The sequence below is a fragment of the Corynebacterium kalidii genome (assembly GCF_022869005.1).
Classification (GTDB): domain Bacteria; phylum Actinomycetota; class Actinomycetes; order Mycobacteriales; family Mycobacteriaceae; genus Corynebacterium; species Corynebacterium kalidii.
In genome coordinates, this window is the sequence record NZ_JALIEA010000016.1 from 183,508 (window position 1) to 198,996 (window position 15,489).

At 68.7% G+C, this 15,489-nt stretch carries 13 protein-coding genes; 7 read left to right on the forward strand and 6 right to left on the reverse strand.

From position 1 onward, the window contains the following. Nucleotides 1-190 precede the first annotated feature (190 nt). From MUN33_RS10445 to MUN33_RS10460, 4 genes are read right to left on the reverse strand one after another with little or no spacing between them, the layout of a single operon-like run. A complete protein-coding gene (locus MUN33_RS10445) occupies nucleotides 191-1,891 on the reverse strand; it encodes a dipeptide ABC transporter ATP-binding protein (protein WP_244804850.1) in 1,701 nt (566 codons plus the stop codon). Beyond that, nucleotides 1,888-2,829 (reverse strand): ABC transporter permease, encoded by a 942-nt coding sequence (locus MUN33_RS10450; protein ID WP_244804851.1) that lies wholly within the window; start codon nucleotides 2,827-2,829, stop codon nucleotides 1,888-1,890. The genes MUN33_RS10445 and MUN33_RS10450 overlap by 4 nt, the downstream gene beginning before the upstream one ends. Next, nucleotides 2,822-3,748: an ABC transporter permease gene (locus MUN33_RS10455; protein WP_244804896.1), complete on the reverse strand. Its 927-nt coding sequence runs from the start codon at nucleotides 3,746-3,748 to the stop codon at nucleotides 2,822-2,824. Before MUN33_RS10455 ends, MUN33_RS10450 begins: the two co-directional genes overlap by 8 nt. 2 nt (nucleotides 3,749-3,750) lie before the next feature. After that, the gene (locus MUN33_RS10460; protein ID WP_244804852.1) at nucleotides 3,751-5,385 is read right to left on the reverse strand and encodes a peptide ABC transporter substrate-binding protein; all 1,635 of its coding nucleotides are present in this window, start codon (nucleotides 5,383-5,385) and stop codon (nucleotides 3,751-3,753) included. Between the two features lie 221 nt (nucleotides 5,386-5,606). Between MUN33_RS10460 and MUN33_RS10465 the strand changes: the two genes are divergently transcribed. The 5 genes from MUN33_RS10465 to purL all read left to right on the forward strand — a co-directional run bounded on the left by MUN33_RS10465 (nucleotide 5,607) and on the right by purL (nucleotide 12,161). Continuing rightward, nucleotides 5,607-6,506: a phosphoribosylaminoimidazolesuccinocarboxamide synthase gene (locus MUN33_RS10465; RefSeq protein WP_244804853.1), complete on the forward strand. Its 900-nt coding sequence runs from the start codon at nucleotides 5,607-5,609 to the stop codon at nucleotides 6,504-6,506. Nucleotides 6,507-6,530: 24 nt separating this feature from the next. Beyond that, nucleotides 6,531-8,723: a S9 family peptidase gene (locus MUN33_RS10470; RefSeq protein WP_244804854.1), complete on the forward strand. Its 2,193-nt coding sequence runs from the start codon at nucleotides 6,531-6,533 to the stop codon at nucleotides 8,721-8,723. A 138-nt stretch (nucleotides 8,724-8,861) separates the two neighbouring features. After that, on the forward strand, nucleotides 8,862-9,125 hold the full coding sequence (gene purS, locus MUN33_RS10475; protein WP_244804855.1) for a phosphoribosylformylglycinamidine synthase subunit PurS: 264 nt from the start codon (nucleotides 8,862-8,864) through the stop codon (nucleotides 9,123-9,125). Further along, a complete protein-coding gene (gene purQ, locus MUN33_RS10480) occupies nucleotides 9,122-9,793 on the forward strand; it encodes a phosphoribosylformylglycinamidine synthase subunit PurQ (RefSeq protein WP_244804856.1) in 672 nt (223 codons plus the stop codon). The genes purS and purQ overlap by 4 nt, the downstream gene beginning before the upstream one ends. 13 nt (nucleotides 9,794-9,806) lie before the next feature. Continuing rightward, entirely contained in the window at nucleotides 9,807-12,161 is a 2,355-nt protein-coding gene (gene purL / locus MUN33_RS10485; RefSeq protein ID WP_244804857.1) for a phosphoribosylformylglycinamidine synthase subunit PurL, read from the forward strand. A 110-nt stretch (nucleotides 12,162-12,271) separates the two neighbouring features. Here the strand turns inward: purL and MUN33_RS10490 are convergent, their stop codons facing one another. Beyond that, nucleotides 12,272-13,237: an acyl-CoA thioesterase gene (locus tag MUN33_RS10490; protein ID WP_244804897.1), complete on the reverse strand. Its 966-nt coding sequence runs from the start codon at nucleotides 13,235-13,237 to the stop codon at nucleotides 12,272-12,274. Nucleotides 13,238-13,384: 147 nt separating this feature from the next. Between MUN33_RS10490 and MUN33_RS10495 the strand changes: the two genes are divergently transcribed. Together MUN33_RS10495 and purM are read left to right on the forward strand one after the other, a co-directional pair. Next, a complete protein-coding gene (locus tag MUN33_RS10495; RefSeq protein ID WP_244804858.1) occupies nucleotides 13,385-13,792 on the forward strand; it encodes a sterol carrier family protein in 408 nt (135 codons plus the stop codon). A gap of 81 nt (nucleotides 13,793-13,873) precedes the next feature. Continuing rightward, nucleotides 13,874-14,974 carry a phosphoribosylformylglycinamidine cyclo-ligase gene (gene purM / locus MUN33_RS10500; protein WP_439647853.1) on the forward strand — a complete coding sequence of 367 codons (1,101 nt, stop codon included), beginning with the start codon at nucleotides 13,874-13,876 and terminating at the stop codon, nucleotides 14,972-14,974. Between the two features lie 184 nt (nucleotides 14,975-15,158). Here the strand turns inward: purM and MUN33_RS10505 are convergent, their stop codons facing one another. Then, on the reverse strand, nucleotides 15,159-15,338 hold the full coding sequence (locus MUN33_RS10505; protein WP_244804859.1) for a DUF3073 domain-containing protein: 180 nt from the start codon (nucleotides 15,336-15,338) through the stop codon (nucleotides 15,159-15,161). Nucleotides 15,339-15,489: the final 151 nt, after the last annotated feature.

Sequence of the window (15,489 nt, forward strand, 5' to 3'; positions counted from 1 at the left end):
TGGTGGTTTCGAGACCTCAAAACCACCAACGCCCCGGGCTCTCAGCGGCTCAAGGGCTGAGCGGCACAGCGGCACAGCGGCACAGCGGCACAGCGGCACAGCGGCACAGCGGGACAGCGGGACAGTCGCGCCGGGGTGACCGCACGCCCGTGCGGCCGACCCCCGACCCCTGACCCCCGACCCCTGACCCCTACCCCTGGTGCAGGGGGATCGTCCCGCCGGGGATGGAGTCCAGCAACCGGCGGGTGTACTCCTGCCCCGGGTGGTCGAAGAGGTCGTCGGTCTCGCCGCGCTCCACGATCCTGCCGCTCTGCATCACCAGGGTCTCGTCGGCGATCTGCTTGACCACCGCCAGGTCATGGGTGATGAACAGGTAGGTCAGCCCCATGTCCCGCTGCAGCTGGTTCAGCAGGTCGAGCACCTGGGACTGCACCAGCACGTCGAGGGCGCTCACCGCCTCGTCGAGGATCAGCGCCTCCGGGCCCAGCGCCATGGCGCGGGCGATCGCGACACGCTGCCGCTGACCACCGGACAGTTCACCGGGGAACCGCGACATCATCGACTGCGGCATCGCCACCAGGTCCAGCAGTTCACGGACCCGGGTCTCCCGCTCCTTCTTCGTCCCGATGCCGTGGATCTTCAACGGCTCGGCGATGGTGTTGAACACCGAGTACATCGGGTCCACGGAGCCGTAGGGGTTCTGGAAGACCGGCTGGACGCGCCGGCGGAAGGCGAGTTCCCCCTTCTTGTCCAGGTTCGTGACGTCCGTCCCGTCGAAGGTGACGGTGCCCGAGGAGGGTTTCAGCAGGCCGAGCACCATCTGGGCGACGGTGGACTTGCCGGAACCCGATTCACCGACCAGGGCGAGGGTCCGGCCCCGGCGCAGGAAGAAGTTGATGTCGTCCGCGGCGGTGAAGTCGACCTTGCGCCAGGGCTTGTCACCGGGCACCTTGAAGACCTTCGTCAGGTTCTCCACGGTGATCAGCGGTGCCTCGTCGGCCGCGGCAGGCGACGAGGCCGATGACCCGGACGCGGCAGGCGACGCGCCCGTGGCGGCGACACCGGCCGGTTCCCGCACCTGCACCTCGTCGCGCCGTGCCCCGATGGACGGTGCGGCGGCGACGAGTTTGCGGGTGTAGGGGTGGTGCGGGTCCTGGAGGATCTCCAGTGCCGGGCCGGACTCCACGATGTGCCCCTGGCTCATCACCACGATGCGGTCGGCACGTTCGGCGGCCAGCCCCAGGTCGTGGGTGATCAGCAGGACGGCGGTGCCGAGTTCCTCGGTGAGGCTCTGCAGGTGGTCGAGGATCTGGCGTTGGACGGTCACGTCCAGCGCCGAGGTCGGCTCGTCGGCGATGAGCAGGTCGGGACGGGCCGCCAGCCCACAGGCGATCAGGGCGCGCTGGCGCATGCCGCCGGAGTACTGGTGCGGGTACTGGCTGATCCGGTGTTCTGCGTCGGGGAGCCCGGCTTCGCCGAGGAGCTCCACCGCCCGGGTGTGGGCGGCGGACCCGGTGGCGATCCCGTTGGCCTTCAGGGCCTCCTTGAGGTGGTGGCCGATGGTCCACACGGGGTTGAGGTTGCTCATCGGGTCCTGCGGGACGAGGCCGATGCTGTCGCCGCGCAGTTCGGTGAACCGCTTCGGCGAGGCGTGGGTGATGTCCTCGCCCTTGAACGTGATGGTGCCGTCGGTGACGTGGCCGCCGCCGGGCAGGAGCCCCATCACGCTCATGGCGGTGGTGGACTTCCCCGAGCCGGATTCGCCGACCACGGCGACGGTCTCGCCGGGCCAGATGTCCAGGTCCACCCCGAAGACGGTGGGGGAGGGGTTCTTCCGGGCGCCGAAGGCGATGTCGACGCCGCGCATCGACAGCAGTGGTTGGTCGCTCATCGGGTGCGCTCCTTCGGGTCGAGGGCGTCCTTGAGGGTGTCGCCCAGCAGGATGAATCCCAGCACGGTGATCGCCAGCGCGCCGGCCGGGTAGAACAGGATCTCCGGGGAGAGCCGCAGGACGTCCTGCGCGGCGGAGATGTCGTTGCCCCAGGACACGGTGTTCGGCGGCAGGCCGACGCCGAGGTACGACAGCGTCGCCTCGGCGACGATGTAGATGCCGAGGTTGGTGGTCATCATCACGATGATCGGGGCCAGACAGTTCGGCAGCACGTGGCGGACGAGGATGCCGCCGCGGCTCAGGCCGAGGGCACGGGAGGCCTGCACGTAGTCGTTGTTCTTGGCCTGGAGGACGGCGCCGCGGACCATGCGGGCCATCTGCGGCCAGCCGAACGCGGACAGCACCAGGACCACCGTCCACACGTTGCGCACGTCGAAGAGCTGCATCAGCACGATCGCGGCGAGCAGCAGCGGGACGGCGAAGAAGATGTCGGTCAGGCGCGACAGCAGGGCGTCGGCCCATCCGCCGAGGTAGCCGGCGAGCGAGCCGATGACGACGCCGAGCACGGCGACGACGAGGGTGGTCACCAGGCCGGTGACGACGGACGCCTGGGCACCGTAGATGGTGCGGGCGAAGACGTCGTAGCCCTGCTGGGTGAAGCCGAAGGGGTGGCCGTCGCGGGCGGGCTCGAGGGAGTCCTCCAGGGTCGCGGCGGTGGGGTCGGTCGAGGTGAACAGTCCGGGGAAGACGGTGACGAGCAGGACGGCGAGGATGATCAGCGCCGACAGCCAGAACATGGGGCGGCGGCGGAGGTTACGCCAGGCCGTCCCCCAGAACCCGGCGGGGGCATCCTCGGGGAGAAGCTGGTCGCGGGTCAGGACGTCCTCGGTGACGACGTCGGCGACCCAGCGCTGGTTACGGTCGTGTGTGTCAGGCATATCGGATCCTCGGGTCGAGCAGGGCGTAGAGCAGGTCGATGATGAGGTTGGCCACCACGAAGATCACCACGAGGATCGTGACGACACTGACCACGGTGGGGGCCTCACCGATACTGACGGACTGGAAGATCAGCCCGCCGACCCCGTTGATGTTGAAGATGCCCTCCGTGACGATCGCGCCACCCATGAGTGTCGCGAGGTCGGCGCCGAGGAAGGTGACGACCGGGACCAGCGAGTTGCGCAGCACGTGGTCGCGGACGACGACGCCGCGGGAGAGCCCGCGGGCCGAGGCGGTGCGGACGAAGTCGGCGCGCAGGTTCTGCGCGACCTCGGACCGGGTCAGCCGCAGGACGTAGGCGAAGGAGACCATGCCCAGCACGACGGCGGGCAACAGCAGCTTGCTGAAGGACCCGTCGGAGCCGACCGTCGGTGAGACGATCCCCCACTGGATGCCGAAGAGGAACTGGCCGACGAAGCCGATGACGAACGTCGGCACCGCGATGATGAACAGCGAGACGACGAGCAGGGTCGAGTCGAACCAGGAGCCCTTGCGCAGCCCGGCGATCAGACCGAAGATGATGCCCATCACGGCCTCGATCACCAGGGCCATCAGGGCCAGCCGGATGGTGATGGGGAAGGTCTCGGCGAGCACCTCGGTGACCGCGCGTCCGGAGAAGGTGGTGCCCATGTCACCGGTGAAGAACCCGCCGAGGAACAGCAGGTACTGGACGATGAAGGGCTTGTCCAGGTTGTAGTCCGCCCGGATCTGGTCGAGGACGGCCGGTTCGGCGGCCTTGTCGCCGGCCAGGGCGAGGACGGGGTCGCCCGGCATGAGGAAGACCAGGGCGTAGATGAGGAATGTCGCCCCGAAGAAGACGGGGATGAGCTGGAGGAGTCGTTTGCCGAGGTACCACCACACGGTCACTCACCGTCCTTCGTGATCTCGGTGTAGACCGGCATGCCCTGCCAGTTGGTCTCCACGCCGTGCAGGTCAGGGGCCCAGGCCGTGGTCGCGGCGTAGTACCACAGGGGGATCTGCGGCAGGTCCTCCATCAGGACGGCCTGGGCCCGGTCGTAGAACGGCTGGGCGGTGGTGGAGTCCGGGGCCTCGGACGCCTGGGCGAGTAGGTCGTCGAACTGCTCGTTGGAGTAGTCGCCGTCGTTCGAGCCGCCGCCGGTGCGGTAGTTCGACACCAGGAACGAGGAGATCGACGGGTAGTCGGCGTTCCAGCCGGAGCGGAACGCCGATCCGATGGTGCGGTTGACCACGGCGTCGCGCATCGCCTGGAAGGTGGGGTAGGCCTTGCCGGAGGCCTCGATGTCCAGCACCTGGCGGATGCTGTTGGTCGCGCCCTCGACCCACTGCTGGTGGCCGCCGTCGGCGTTGTAGGCGATCTGGAACGGGTCGCCGCTGTAGGGGCGGATCTCGTTGGCCTGCTCCCAGAGCTCGCGGGCCTTCTCCGGCTGGAAGGTCAGGACTTCCTTGCCGGGGACGTCGGCGATGCCGCCCTCGAGGGTCGGGGCACCGAAGTCCTCTGCGATCTTGCGGCCGCCGAAGTAGAGTTTGTCGATGATCAGCTCCCGGTCGATGGCCATGGATATCGCCGCGCGGCGCAGCCGGCCTTCCTCATCCGTCTGGAAACCGGGGAGGTTCTCGGGGATGGTGAAGTTCTGGATCGCCGCGTAGGGGGCGTCGTCGTTGCTGTCCGGGAAGTCGAGCCGGTAGGTGGGCATCGCCCGAGGGCCGACGTTCTCACGCATGTGGTCGAGTCCGCCGGACTGCAGGTCGGCGTAGGCGGTGGCGACGTCGGAGTAGTGCTTGAAGGCGATACCGGGGTTCTTCGCCTTGTTCTCGCCGGCGTACTCCGGGTTGACCTTTAGCTGAATCGATACATTGTGCTGCCAGGCGTCGTCGCCGTCGAGCATGTAGGGGCCGTTGCCGATCGGATGGTCACCGAAGGTGGCCATGTCGTCGAAGGCGACCTGCGGCAGTGGGGAGAACGCGGTGTAGCCCAGCTGGGTGGGGAAGGATGCGTCCGGTGCGGACAGGTCGATGGTGAACTCGCGGTCGTTGATCTCGGTGAGCCCGGACATCTCCGTGGCGGTGGCGTCCTCGCCCGAGACGTCCTCGTAACCCTCGATGGCGGAGAAGAAGTCGGCGGCGAGCTGGGCGTTGGCGGAGGTCGCGCCGTAGTTCCACGCGTCGATGAAGCTGGCGGAGGTGACCGGTTCGCCGTTGGTGAAGGTCCAGCCGTCCTTCAGGGTCACGTGGAAGCTGGAGGAGTCCCGGCTGGGTTCGATCTCCTCGGCCACGGCGTTGTAGGGCTCGCCCTCGGGGGTGTAGGCCACCAGTCCGGTGTAGATGGCGCGAAGGACCTCACCCCCGTTGATCTCGTTGGTGTTAGTGGTCAGCAGCGGATTCTGTGGTTCGCCGCCGAAGAACGTGATGTAGTCGGCCGGGATGTCGTCCCGGTCCGGTACGCACGCCGTCGTTGAGAGCACGAGGGCGATCCCGGTGAGGGCCGCCGCCAGTGCCCGACGTGGTCGGATTCTCATGGAAGGCACTTTCGTGAGGTGTACAGGAAACGTCGAAAACGCAAAGTTTAGTTGTCCTCCACAGTCTCTCACGGCGAAACGCGGAATCTGCTAAGTGGACTCAGTGGGCCCAGTGTGCTCAGCGTGCCCCAGCAGCCCCCAGCAGGCCCCAGCGGCCCCCAGCGCCCTCTGCCCGGGGGCGCGTGGAGATTGCCGGACGCGGGGGCTAGACTCTGCAGGCCATGCGACCCGACTTGTCCGACTACACCCATTTCTCCGCGGGAAAGGTCCGAGAGATCTACGAGATCGACGAGGACACCCTGCTCATGGTGGCCACTGACCGCATCTCCGCCTTCGACTTCGTGCTGGAGACCCCGATCCCGGACAAGGGGCGGGTGCTCACCGCGATGAGCGACTTCTTCTTCGGACGCATCGACTTCCCGAACCACCTGGCCGGCCCCGCCGACGACGAGCGCATCCCGGAGAAGTCCCTGGGCAGGGCGCAGGTCTGCCGCAAACTCGAGATGCTGCCCTTCGAGTGCGTGGTGCGTGGCTACCTCAGCGGTTCGGGGCTCGCCGAGTACCGGGAGAACGGTTCGGTGTGCGGCGTCCCGCTGCCGGACGGCCTGACCGAGGCGTCGAAGCTGCCGGAGCCGATCTTCACCCCCGCCACGAAGGCGGAGATCGGGGACCACGACGAGAACGTCTCCTTCGACGTCGTCGTCGACGGGCTGGGCCGACAGCGCGCCGAGGAGCTGCGGGACGCGTCGATCAGGATCTACACCCAGGCCGCGGAGATCGCCGCGGAGCACGGCATCATCCTGGCCGACACCAAGTTCGAGTTCGGGCTGGATTCCGACGGCAACCTGGTCCTCGGCGACGAGGTGCTCACCCCCGACTCCTCGCGTTACTGGCCGGCGGACTCCTACGAGGAGGGCCGGGTCCAGCCCAGCTTCGACAAGCAGTACGTCCGTAACTGGTTGACCGGGCCGAAGTCCGGGTGGGACAGGAACGCGGGGACCCCGCCGCCGGAGCTGCCGGGCCCGGTCGTCGAGGCCACCCGCGAGCGCTACGTCGACGCCTACGAGAGGATCTCGGGCCGCCGTTTCGCCGACTGGATCGGCACCTGCTCGGGGCGGTGACGGGGCACGCTACGATCGTGTCCCATGGATCTCAACCCGCCGGTAGCGAAGAAGAAGCCCGTCACCCGTAGTTTCCACGGGCGTGATGTCGTCGACGTCTACGAATGGCTGCGCGACAAGGACAGCCCCGAGGTCCACGCCCACCTCACCGCGGAGAACGCCTACACCGACGCGAGGACCGGGCACCTCAAGCCGTTGGAGGACGCGGTCTTCGACGAGGTGAAGTCGCGGATCCTGGAGACCGACCTGTCGGTCCCGGTGAGGTCCGGGCAGTGGTGGTACTTCTCCCGCACGGAGGAGGGAAAGAGCTACCCCACGATGTGCCGGATCCCCGTCGACCACGACGCTCCCTGGACCCCGCCGGAGATCGTGCCGGGGGAACCCGCCGACGGCGAGCAGGTCATGCTGGACTGCAATGCGCTGGCGGAGGGGGAGGAGTTCTTCAGCCTGGGCGCGGCCAGCCTCACTGTGGACGGCACGCTGCTGGCCTACTCCACCGACACCGTCGGCGACGAGCGCTTCACGCTGCGGATCAAGGACCTGTCCAGTGGTGAGCTGCTGGAGGACGTCCTGGAGGGCGTCGCCTACGGCGCGACGTGGGTCGGCGACGACCACCTCTTCTACCAGCGAGTGGACGACGCCTGGCGTCCCCACGAGATTTGGCGGCACCGCGTCGGCACGCCCGAGAGCGAGGACGTCTGCGTATTCCGTGAGGACGACGAGGCCTACTGGACCGGTGTGGGTGTCACCCGCTCGGAACGCTTCCTGCTGGTGTCGACCGCCTCGAAGACGACCTCGGAGACCTGGTACCTTGACGTGTCGGCGGAGACCGGCGACCCGGAGGGGGAGCTGACCTGCGTCCGTCCCCGGGAGAAGGACGTCCAGTACGACGTCGACCACGTGGTCGTCGGTGGGGTGGACGAGTGGCTGGTGGTCCGTGAGGAGCTCGAGGGCCTGCCTAACGGCGAGGTCGGGCACTGCCCGGTCGGCACGATCGACGGTTTCACGGACCCGTCCTACGAGGTGCTCGTCCCGCACCGCGACGACGTCCGGGTCGAGGGGGTGGACTGCTTCGCCGACCACCTCGTCCTCTCCACGCGGGAGAACGCCATCGAGCAGCTGGCGCTGATGGACCTCTCCGACCACTCCGGTGGGTGGGGACGGTTCGAGCCGATCCGCTTCGACGAGGAGCTCTACTCGGCCGGCACCGTGGGCAACTCGGAGTGGCAGTCGCCGGTGTTGCGCGTCAGCTACACCAGCTACGTCACCCCGGCGCAGGTGTGGGAGATCGACCTGCGCACCGGGGAGCGGGTGCTGCGGCGTGAACAGACCGTGCTCGGCGACTTCGACCGCTCGCGCTACACCGCTTCACGTCGCTGGGTCACCGCGTCCGACGGCGCCAGGATCCCGGTGTCCCTGGTCCACCGCACCGACGTCGACCCGTTGGAGGAGGGTGCCACGCACCCGGTCCTGCTGTACGGCTACGGCTCCTACGAGGCCTGCATGGACCCGTATTTCTCGGTGTTCCGGCTGTCGATGCTGGACCGCGGTGTGGTCTACGCCGTCGCCCACGTCCGGGGCGGCGGGGAGATGGGCCGTACCTGGTACGAGCAGGGCAAGACGCTGCAGAAGATGAACACCTTCACCGACTTCATCGCCGTTGCCGACGACCTCATTGCCGCGGGGATCACCTCGCCGGAGAAGATGGTCGCCGAGGGCGGGTCCGCCGGCGGACTGCTCATGGGTGCGGTGGCGAACATGGCGCCGGACCGGTTCGCCGGCATCGAGGCCGTGGTTCCCTTCGTCGACCCGCTGACCAGCATCCTGATGCCGGAACTGCCGCTGACGGTCACCGAGTGGGAGGAATGGGGCGACCCGTACCACGACCCCGCCGTATACGACTACATGGCGGGCTACGCCCCATACGAGAACGTGACGGCGCAGGCGTACCCGCCGATCCTGGCGATCAGCGGACTCAACGACACCCGGGTGCTCTACGTGGAGCCGACGAAGTGGATCGCGAAGCTGCGGGAAGTCGCCGGTGAGGTCTCGGCCGCGGAACGGGGCAGCGACTTCCTGTTGAAGACCGACATGACCTCCGGGCACGGGGGTGTGTCGGGCCGCTACGAGAAGTGGCGGCAGTCCGCCTTCGAGACCGCCTGGGAGCTGGACCGGATGGGCGCGACGGAGCTGCTGGACTCCCCTGGCAGAGGGTGACGGGTACCCCGCGGTCGGGACCGCCGGAGCGTGGCGGCGACTGCGCTGAGACCGGCGGTTCACGATGTCCGGGCCACCCGGTATGGTTGTGCCTGTTCCCCACCTACCGCTGACAGCTAAGGAAACAAGAGGAAACCCGTGGCACGTGTCGTAGTCAATGTCATGCCCAAGGCCGAGATCCTGGATCCCCAGGGACAAGCCGTCGTCCGTGCGCTCGGGCGCATCGGTGTCTCCGGCGTCGAGGATGTCCGTCAGGGCAAGCGGTTCGAGCTGGAGGTCGATGACTCCGTCTCCGCCGAGGACCTGGAGCGCGTCGCCGCGACGCTGCTCGCCAACACCGTGATCGAGGACTACGAGGTCGTGTCCGCGGAGATCGCCGGATCGGCCGGAGCCTCCGAGTGAGCGCCCGCATCGGGGTCATCACGTTCCCCGGGACGTTGGACGACGTCGACGCCGCCCGCGCCGTGCGCCTCGCCGGCGCCGAGGCCGTCGACCTGTGGCACGCGGACGCCGACCTGAAGGACGTCGACGCCGTCGTCGTCCCCGGCGGGTTCTCCTACGGCGACTACCTGCGTTCCGGGGCCATCGCCGCCCAGGCGCCGGTGGTGCGATCCGTGGTGGAGAGGGCCGCCGCCGGCATGCCGGTCCTCGGCATCTGCAACGGCTTCCAGATCCTCACCGAGTCGGGTCTGCTGCCCGGCGCCCTCACCCGCAACAAGGGGCTCCACTTCCACTGCACCGACGCGGTGCTGGAGGTCGTGAACGCCGACACCGCCTGGACCCGTTCGCTGGAGGCGGGGCAGCGGATCCTCGTCCCGTCGAAGCACGGTGAGGGCCGGTTCCAGGCCTCGGCCGACACCGTCGCCGAGTTGGAGGCGGAGGGCCGGGTCGTCTTCCGTTACACCGACAACTACAACGGGTCGGTCAACGACATCGCCGGGATCAGCTCGGCCGATGGTCGTGTCGTGGGGCTGATGCCGCACCCGGAGCACGCCGTGGAGACCCTGACCGGGCCGTCGCTGGATGGTCTGGAGATGTTCCTGTCCGCCGTCGGCACCGTGGCAGCCTGAGGAGATACGAGAAATGACTGACGAGAACTCCGTGACCGTCGTGAACGACACCGTCGCCCAGGCGGCGGCCACCCCGGAGCTGGACCAGCCGTGGGCCGAGCTCGGTCTGAAGGCCGACGAGTACCAGCGTATCCGCGACATCCTCGGCCGGCGTCCCACCGACGCCGAGCTGGCGATGTACTCGGTGATGTGGTCGGAGCACTGCTCCTACAAGTCCTCCAAGGTGCACCTGCGCTACTTCGGTGAGACCACCACCGACGAGATGAAGTCGAAGATGCTCGCCGGTATCGGGGAGAACGCCGGTGTCATCGACATCGGCGACGGCAACGCCGTGACCTTCAAGGTGGAGTCCCACAACCACCCGTCCTACGTGGAGCCGTACCAGGGTGCCGCGACCGGTGTCGGCGGCATCGTCCGCGACATCATGGCCATGGGCGCCCGTCCCGTCGCCGTGATGGACCAGCTGCGCTTCGGTGCGGCGGACGCCCCGGACACCCAGCGCGTCCTGCCCGGCGTGGTCGCCGGTATCGGCGGGTACGGCAACAGCCTCGGCCTGCCGAACCTCGGCGGAGAGACGGTCTTCGACGCCTCCTACGCCGGTAACCCGCTGGTCAACGCCCTGTGTGTCGGTACGCTCAAGAGCGACGACCTCAAGCTCGCCTTCGCCTCCGGCGTGGGCAACCGGGTGATCCTCTTCGGTTCACGCACCGGGCTGGACGGCATCGGCGGGGTCTCCGTCCTGGCCTCCGACACCTTCGAGGAAGGCGCCGAGCGCAAGCTCCCTGCCGTCCAGGTCGGCGACCCCTTCGCCGAGAAGGTGCTCATCGAGTGCTGCCTGGACCTGTACAACGCCGGCGTGGTCGTCGGTATCCAGGACCTCGGTGGGGCGGGCCTGTCCTGCGCCACCGCCGAACTCGCCGCCGCAGGTGACGGCGGTATGCACGTGAACCTGGACAAGGTGCACCTGCGTGCCGAGGGCATGACCGCCGCGGAGATCCTCTCCTCGGAGTCACAGGAACGCATGATGGCCGTGGTCACCCCCGAGAACGTCGAGGCGTTCATGGCCATCTGCGAGAAGTGGGAGGTCATCGCCTCCGACCTGGGTGAGGTCACCGACGGTGACCACCTGGTCATCGAGCACCGTGGCGAGATCGTGGTCGACGCCGACGCCGCCACCATGGCCGACGAGGGCCCGGTGTACGAGCGCCCCGTCGCCCGCCCGGAGGACCAGGACGCCCTGAACGCCGACCCGGCGCTCGCCCGCCCGGGCTCGGCCGACGAGATCCGTCAGACCGTGCTGGATCTGGCGGCGTCGCCGGCCCTGTGCTCGCGTGCCTTCATCACCGACCAGTACGACCGCTACGTCCGCGGCAACACCGTCCTGGCGAAGGACGCCGACGCGGGCGTGCTGCGTATCGACGAGGAGACCGGCCGCGGTATCGCCGTGTCCACCGACGCCTCCGGCCGGTACACCAGGCTCGACCCGAACACCGGTGCACGCCTGGCGCTCGCCGAGGCCTACCGCAATGTCTCGGTGACCGGCGCGACCCCGGTCGCGGTGTCGAACTGCCTGAACTTCGGGTCCCCGGAGGACGCCGGCGTCATGTGGCAGTTCCGTGAGGCCGTCCACGGTCTCGCCGACGGCTGCGCCGAGCTGGCGGTGCCGGTCACAGGCGGTAACGTGAGTTTCTACAACCAGACCGGTGCCGAGGCCATCCTGCCGACGCCGGTGATCGCCGTGCTCGGCACCATCGACGACGTCGCCACGCGGATCCCGACCCGACCCGGTGCCGGCGACCACGTGCTGCTGCTCGCGGGTGCGGAGACCGCCGACGAGCTCGGCGGGTCGATCTGGCAGCAGGTCGCCCACTCCACCCTGGCCGGCATGCCGCCGACGGTGGACCTGGGCGCCGAGCAGAAGCTCGGGGCGGCGCTCTCGCAGCTGCGGGGCACCGTCGCCTCCGCCCACGACCTCTCCGAAGGTGGCCTGTCGCAGGCGGTCGTGGAGTACGCGGTGCAGTCCGGCGCCTCGGTCTCCGTGGACCCGGTGGCGGGCCTGGCCGACGCCGCGACCACCGGGGACGCGGTCTCCGACGTGTTCACCGCACTGTTCTCCGAGACCGCGACGCGCGTGCTCGTCGCCGTCGACGCCGCGGACGTGGAGAAGGCGGAAGCCGTCTTCGCCGAGCACGGTGTGCCGGTGAACCGCATCGGTGAAAGCGCTTCGGCGCCGCAGGACGCGGCGATCGCCGTGACCACCACCGGCGCGGAGTTCACCCTGCCGGTCGCCGACGCGAAGCAGGCATGGGAAGGCACGCTGCCCTCCCTGTTCAGCCACGCGGTCGGGGCCAACTCCGTGGTGGAGTAGGCCCGTCACAGCGTCCCTGTCGACAGTAGAACGGCCCGCTGCGGGGTGTTTCCCCGCAGCGGGCCGTTTCCGCGTCCGACGTGCTGCGTCTGACCGCGGCAACCGGGCGATCAGTTCATCGGGTACTGGCTCTCGTCGCGCAGCGGCTCCACCAGGGGCATCGGCCGGTACTTGGTGCGCAGCTCGCGCAGCGTGGCGGCGTGCTGCGCCAGACGCTTGTCCTCCGGGGTGGTGGGGGTGAACTGCCGGGCGGCCAGCGGGTTTCCGTCGATGTCGGTGGCGATGTACGTCATCGACGCGTGGATGGCGACCGGCAGGTTACCTGTCCCCTCACGGGGGTCGCCGGCGCGCAGGTGCACCGACACCGACATACTGCGGACGTCCGTACGGATCACGCGGGCCTCGGCCTCGACCAGGTCGCCGATGTGGATCGGACGGTAGAAGCGGAAGCCACCGGCGTATACCGCCACGGTGCGCTCACCGGTCCACGCCGAGGTGCAGGCGGACGCCGCCTCGTCGATCCACTCCATGGCGGTACCGCCGTGGACGTTGCCGCCCCAGTTGACGTCGGTGGGCTTGGCCATGAAGCGGTGCGTCATCCGCGGGGCGGTGGTCGCCGCCGGGTCGGAGGAGTAGCTCTGCTTCAGCATCTCCTCCTCGATGGCCTTGCGCAGCTGCACGCGCGACAACGCCGCCTGCTGGACCCGGATACCCGCCTCGGTCTCCGGCTCGAAGTGGGGGACCGGCTTCGACTTCCGGTTCTCGTCCATGGCCACGAAGATCACCAGGCAGTCGCAGGCCCGGGTGAACACACCCTCGCGCGGGTCCGCCGAGAGCACCTCGTTGACGATGTGCATCGACGACCGTCCGGTGTACACGATGCGTGACCGCACCTCCACGACGTGCCCGGACGGGATCGGGCGCGTGAAGTGGATGTGGCCCACGTACGCCGTCACACAGTAGGACCCCGACCAGCCGACCGCGCAGGCGTAGGCGCCTTTGTCGATCCACTCCAGGACCCGGCCACCGTGGACACCACGGGCACCCTGCATGAGGACGTCGGTCGGAGCCGCCATGAAGCGCAGCGTCGTCTCCGGCTGCAGCTTCCGCCCCTGCTCGTCTGCCCCTGTTACTGCCACAATCTGCCTTTCGTTTCACCGGTGATGTCCCATATCCTACAGTCCGGGCCGGCGTCGTATCACCGAGGTCGTATCATCGGGGTCATGCCAGAGAGGTCGACGAAGACGACGGACCCCGCCGCGGTGCGCTCGGCGATGACCGCGGTGTGGCCGTGGGTGCGTGATCCCGACAACGAGCCGCGCCCGTCCCGTAGCGCCGTCGCCGCCGCCGTGCGGCTCACCGTCGCCCAGCTGGGGCAGGACGCCCCGGGGCACAGCGTGGAGGTCAGGGTGCCGCCGTTCGCGGCGGTGCAGTGCATCGAAGGGTCCGTGCACCGACGCGGGACGCCGCCGAACGTGGTGCAGTGTGACGCGCTGACCTGGCTACGGTTGGCCGGCGGGCTCATCGACCTGGACGGTGCCCTGGCCGCCGGTGCGGAGGTCTCCGGGGCGCACGCCGGGGACGTCAGCCACTGGCTTCCGGTGGTGGGCGGGATCTCGGTAGGGGAATAGGGCACGGTACCAGGTAGGCTGGATGCGGCTTAACGCAGCAGAATCCTGCACGACAATCACCGCGAGTGAAGGCATATTACATTGACTGACCTGACCGATCCCCGCGACAACTCCGGCGGCGCCAGCTACGCCGCCGCCGGCGTCGACATCGAGGCTGGCGACCGTGCCGTCGAGATGTTCGCCCCCCTGGCCAAGAAAGCCACCCGGCCCGAGGTCCGGGGCGGGCTCGGCGGTTTCGCCGGGCTCTTCGCCCTCGGCGAGTACGAGAAGCCCCTGCTGGCGTCGGGGTCCGACGGTGTCGGGACGAAGCTCGCGGTGGCCCAGGCCATGAACAAGCACGACACCATCGGCCGTGACCTGGTGGCCATGGTCGTCGACGACCTGGTGGTCTGCGGCGCCGAGCCGCTGTTCCTCCAGGACTACATCGCCATCGGCAAGGTCGTGCCCGAGCACGTCGCCGAGATCGTCTCGGGCATCGCCGCCGGCTGCATCGACGCCGGCTGCGCCCTGCTCGGCGGGGAGACCGCCGAGCACCCGGGGCTGATGGAGCCCGGTGAGTACGACGTCTCCGCGACCGCGGTCGGTGTCGTCGAGGAAGCGAAGCTGCTCGGGCCGGACCGGGTCCGTCACGGCGACGTCGTCATCGGCATGGCCAGCTCCGGGCTGCACTCCAACGGCTACAGCCTCGCCCGCCACGTCCTCCTGGAGAAGGCCGGTCTGGAACTCGACGGCTACGTCTCCGACTTCGGCCGTACCCTCGGCGAGGAACTGCTGGAACCCACCAAGATCTACGCCCTGGACTGCCTCGCGCTCGCCGCGGAGTGCGACGTCCACACCTACTCCCACGTGACCGGTGGCGGCCTGGCGGCGAACCTGGCCCGGGTCATCCCCGAGGGGCTCGTCGCCGAGCTCAACCGTGGGTCCTGGGAGCCGGCCCCGGTGTTCCGCACCATCGCCCAGCTGGGCAGGGTCGCGCAGGACGAGATGGAGAAGACCTTCAACATGGGCGTCGGCATGGTCGCCGTCGTCGGGGAGGACGACGCCGAGCGCGCCCTCGCCATGCTCACCGCCCGCCACATCGACGCCTGGAAGCTGGGGCATGTCCGGATGGCGGCCGAGGACGGCTCGGAGAACGAGTCGGACGCGCGCGCACAGCTCGTGGGGGAGTACCCGCGGACCTGACGCAGGTGCCGGCCGACGTCAGCGTCGGCCGTGGGGGACGGGGCGGTTTCCAGACCAGGAAACCGCCCCTTCGTCGTCGTGGGGGTACGCGAAAACCGGTGTCCGGGACCGTCCGCGTCGTCTGTTCACGACGTGGACGGCCCCGGCCACCGGTGTTCACTGGGGTGAGGGGACGGAGAAGGCGTCAGCGGCCTTCGTCCTCCTCGGCGCTCCAGTCTTCCCACTCCTCGTAGTCGTCTTCGGTGGAATGCCCACTCTCAGTGGACAGCTCACGCTGAAGACTCTCGAGATCCATGTCTGGAGAGCTGTACTTGAGCTGACGGGCAACCTTGGTTTGCTTTGCCTTGGCACGGCCGCGACCCATGGCCTGACCCCCTCGGGTTGTCAATGGAGCAGCCAGGGATTTGGGCTGCTCTCGCATCTTTCAGTGATTCCGTTCTGTCCCCACAATAGCGGGTGTGGGCGCAGTTGTCAGAACCAGGGGCGCGCGTGGTCGCGTGTCAGGTACGTAAGTG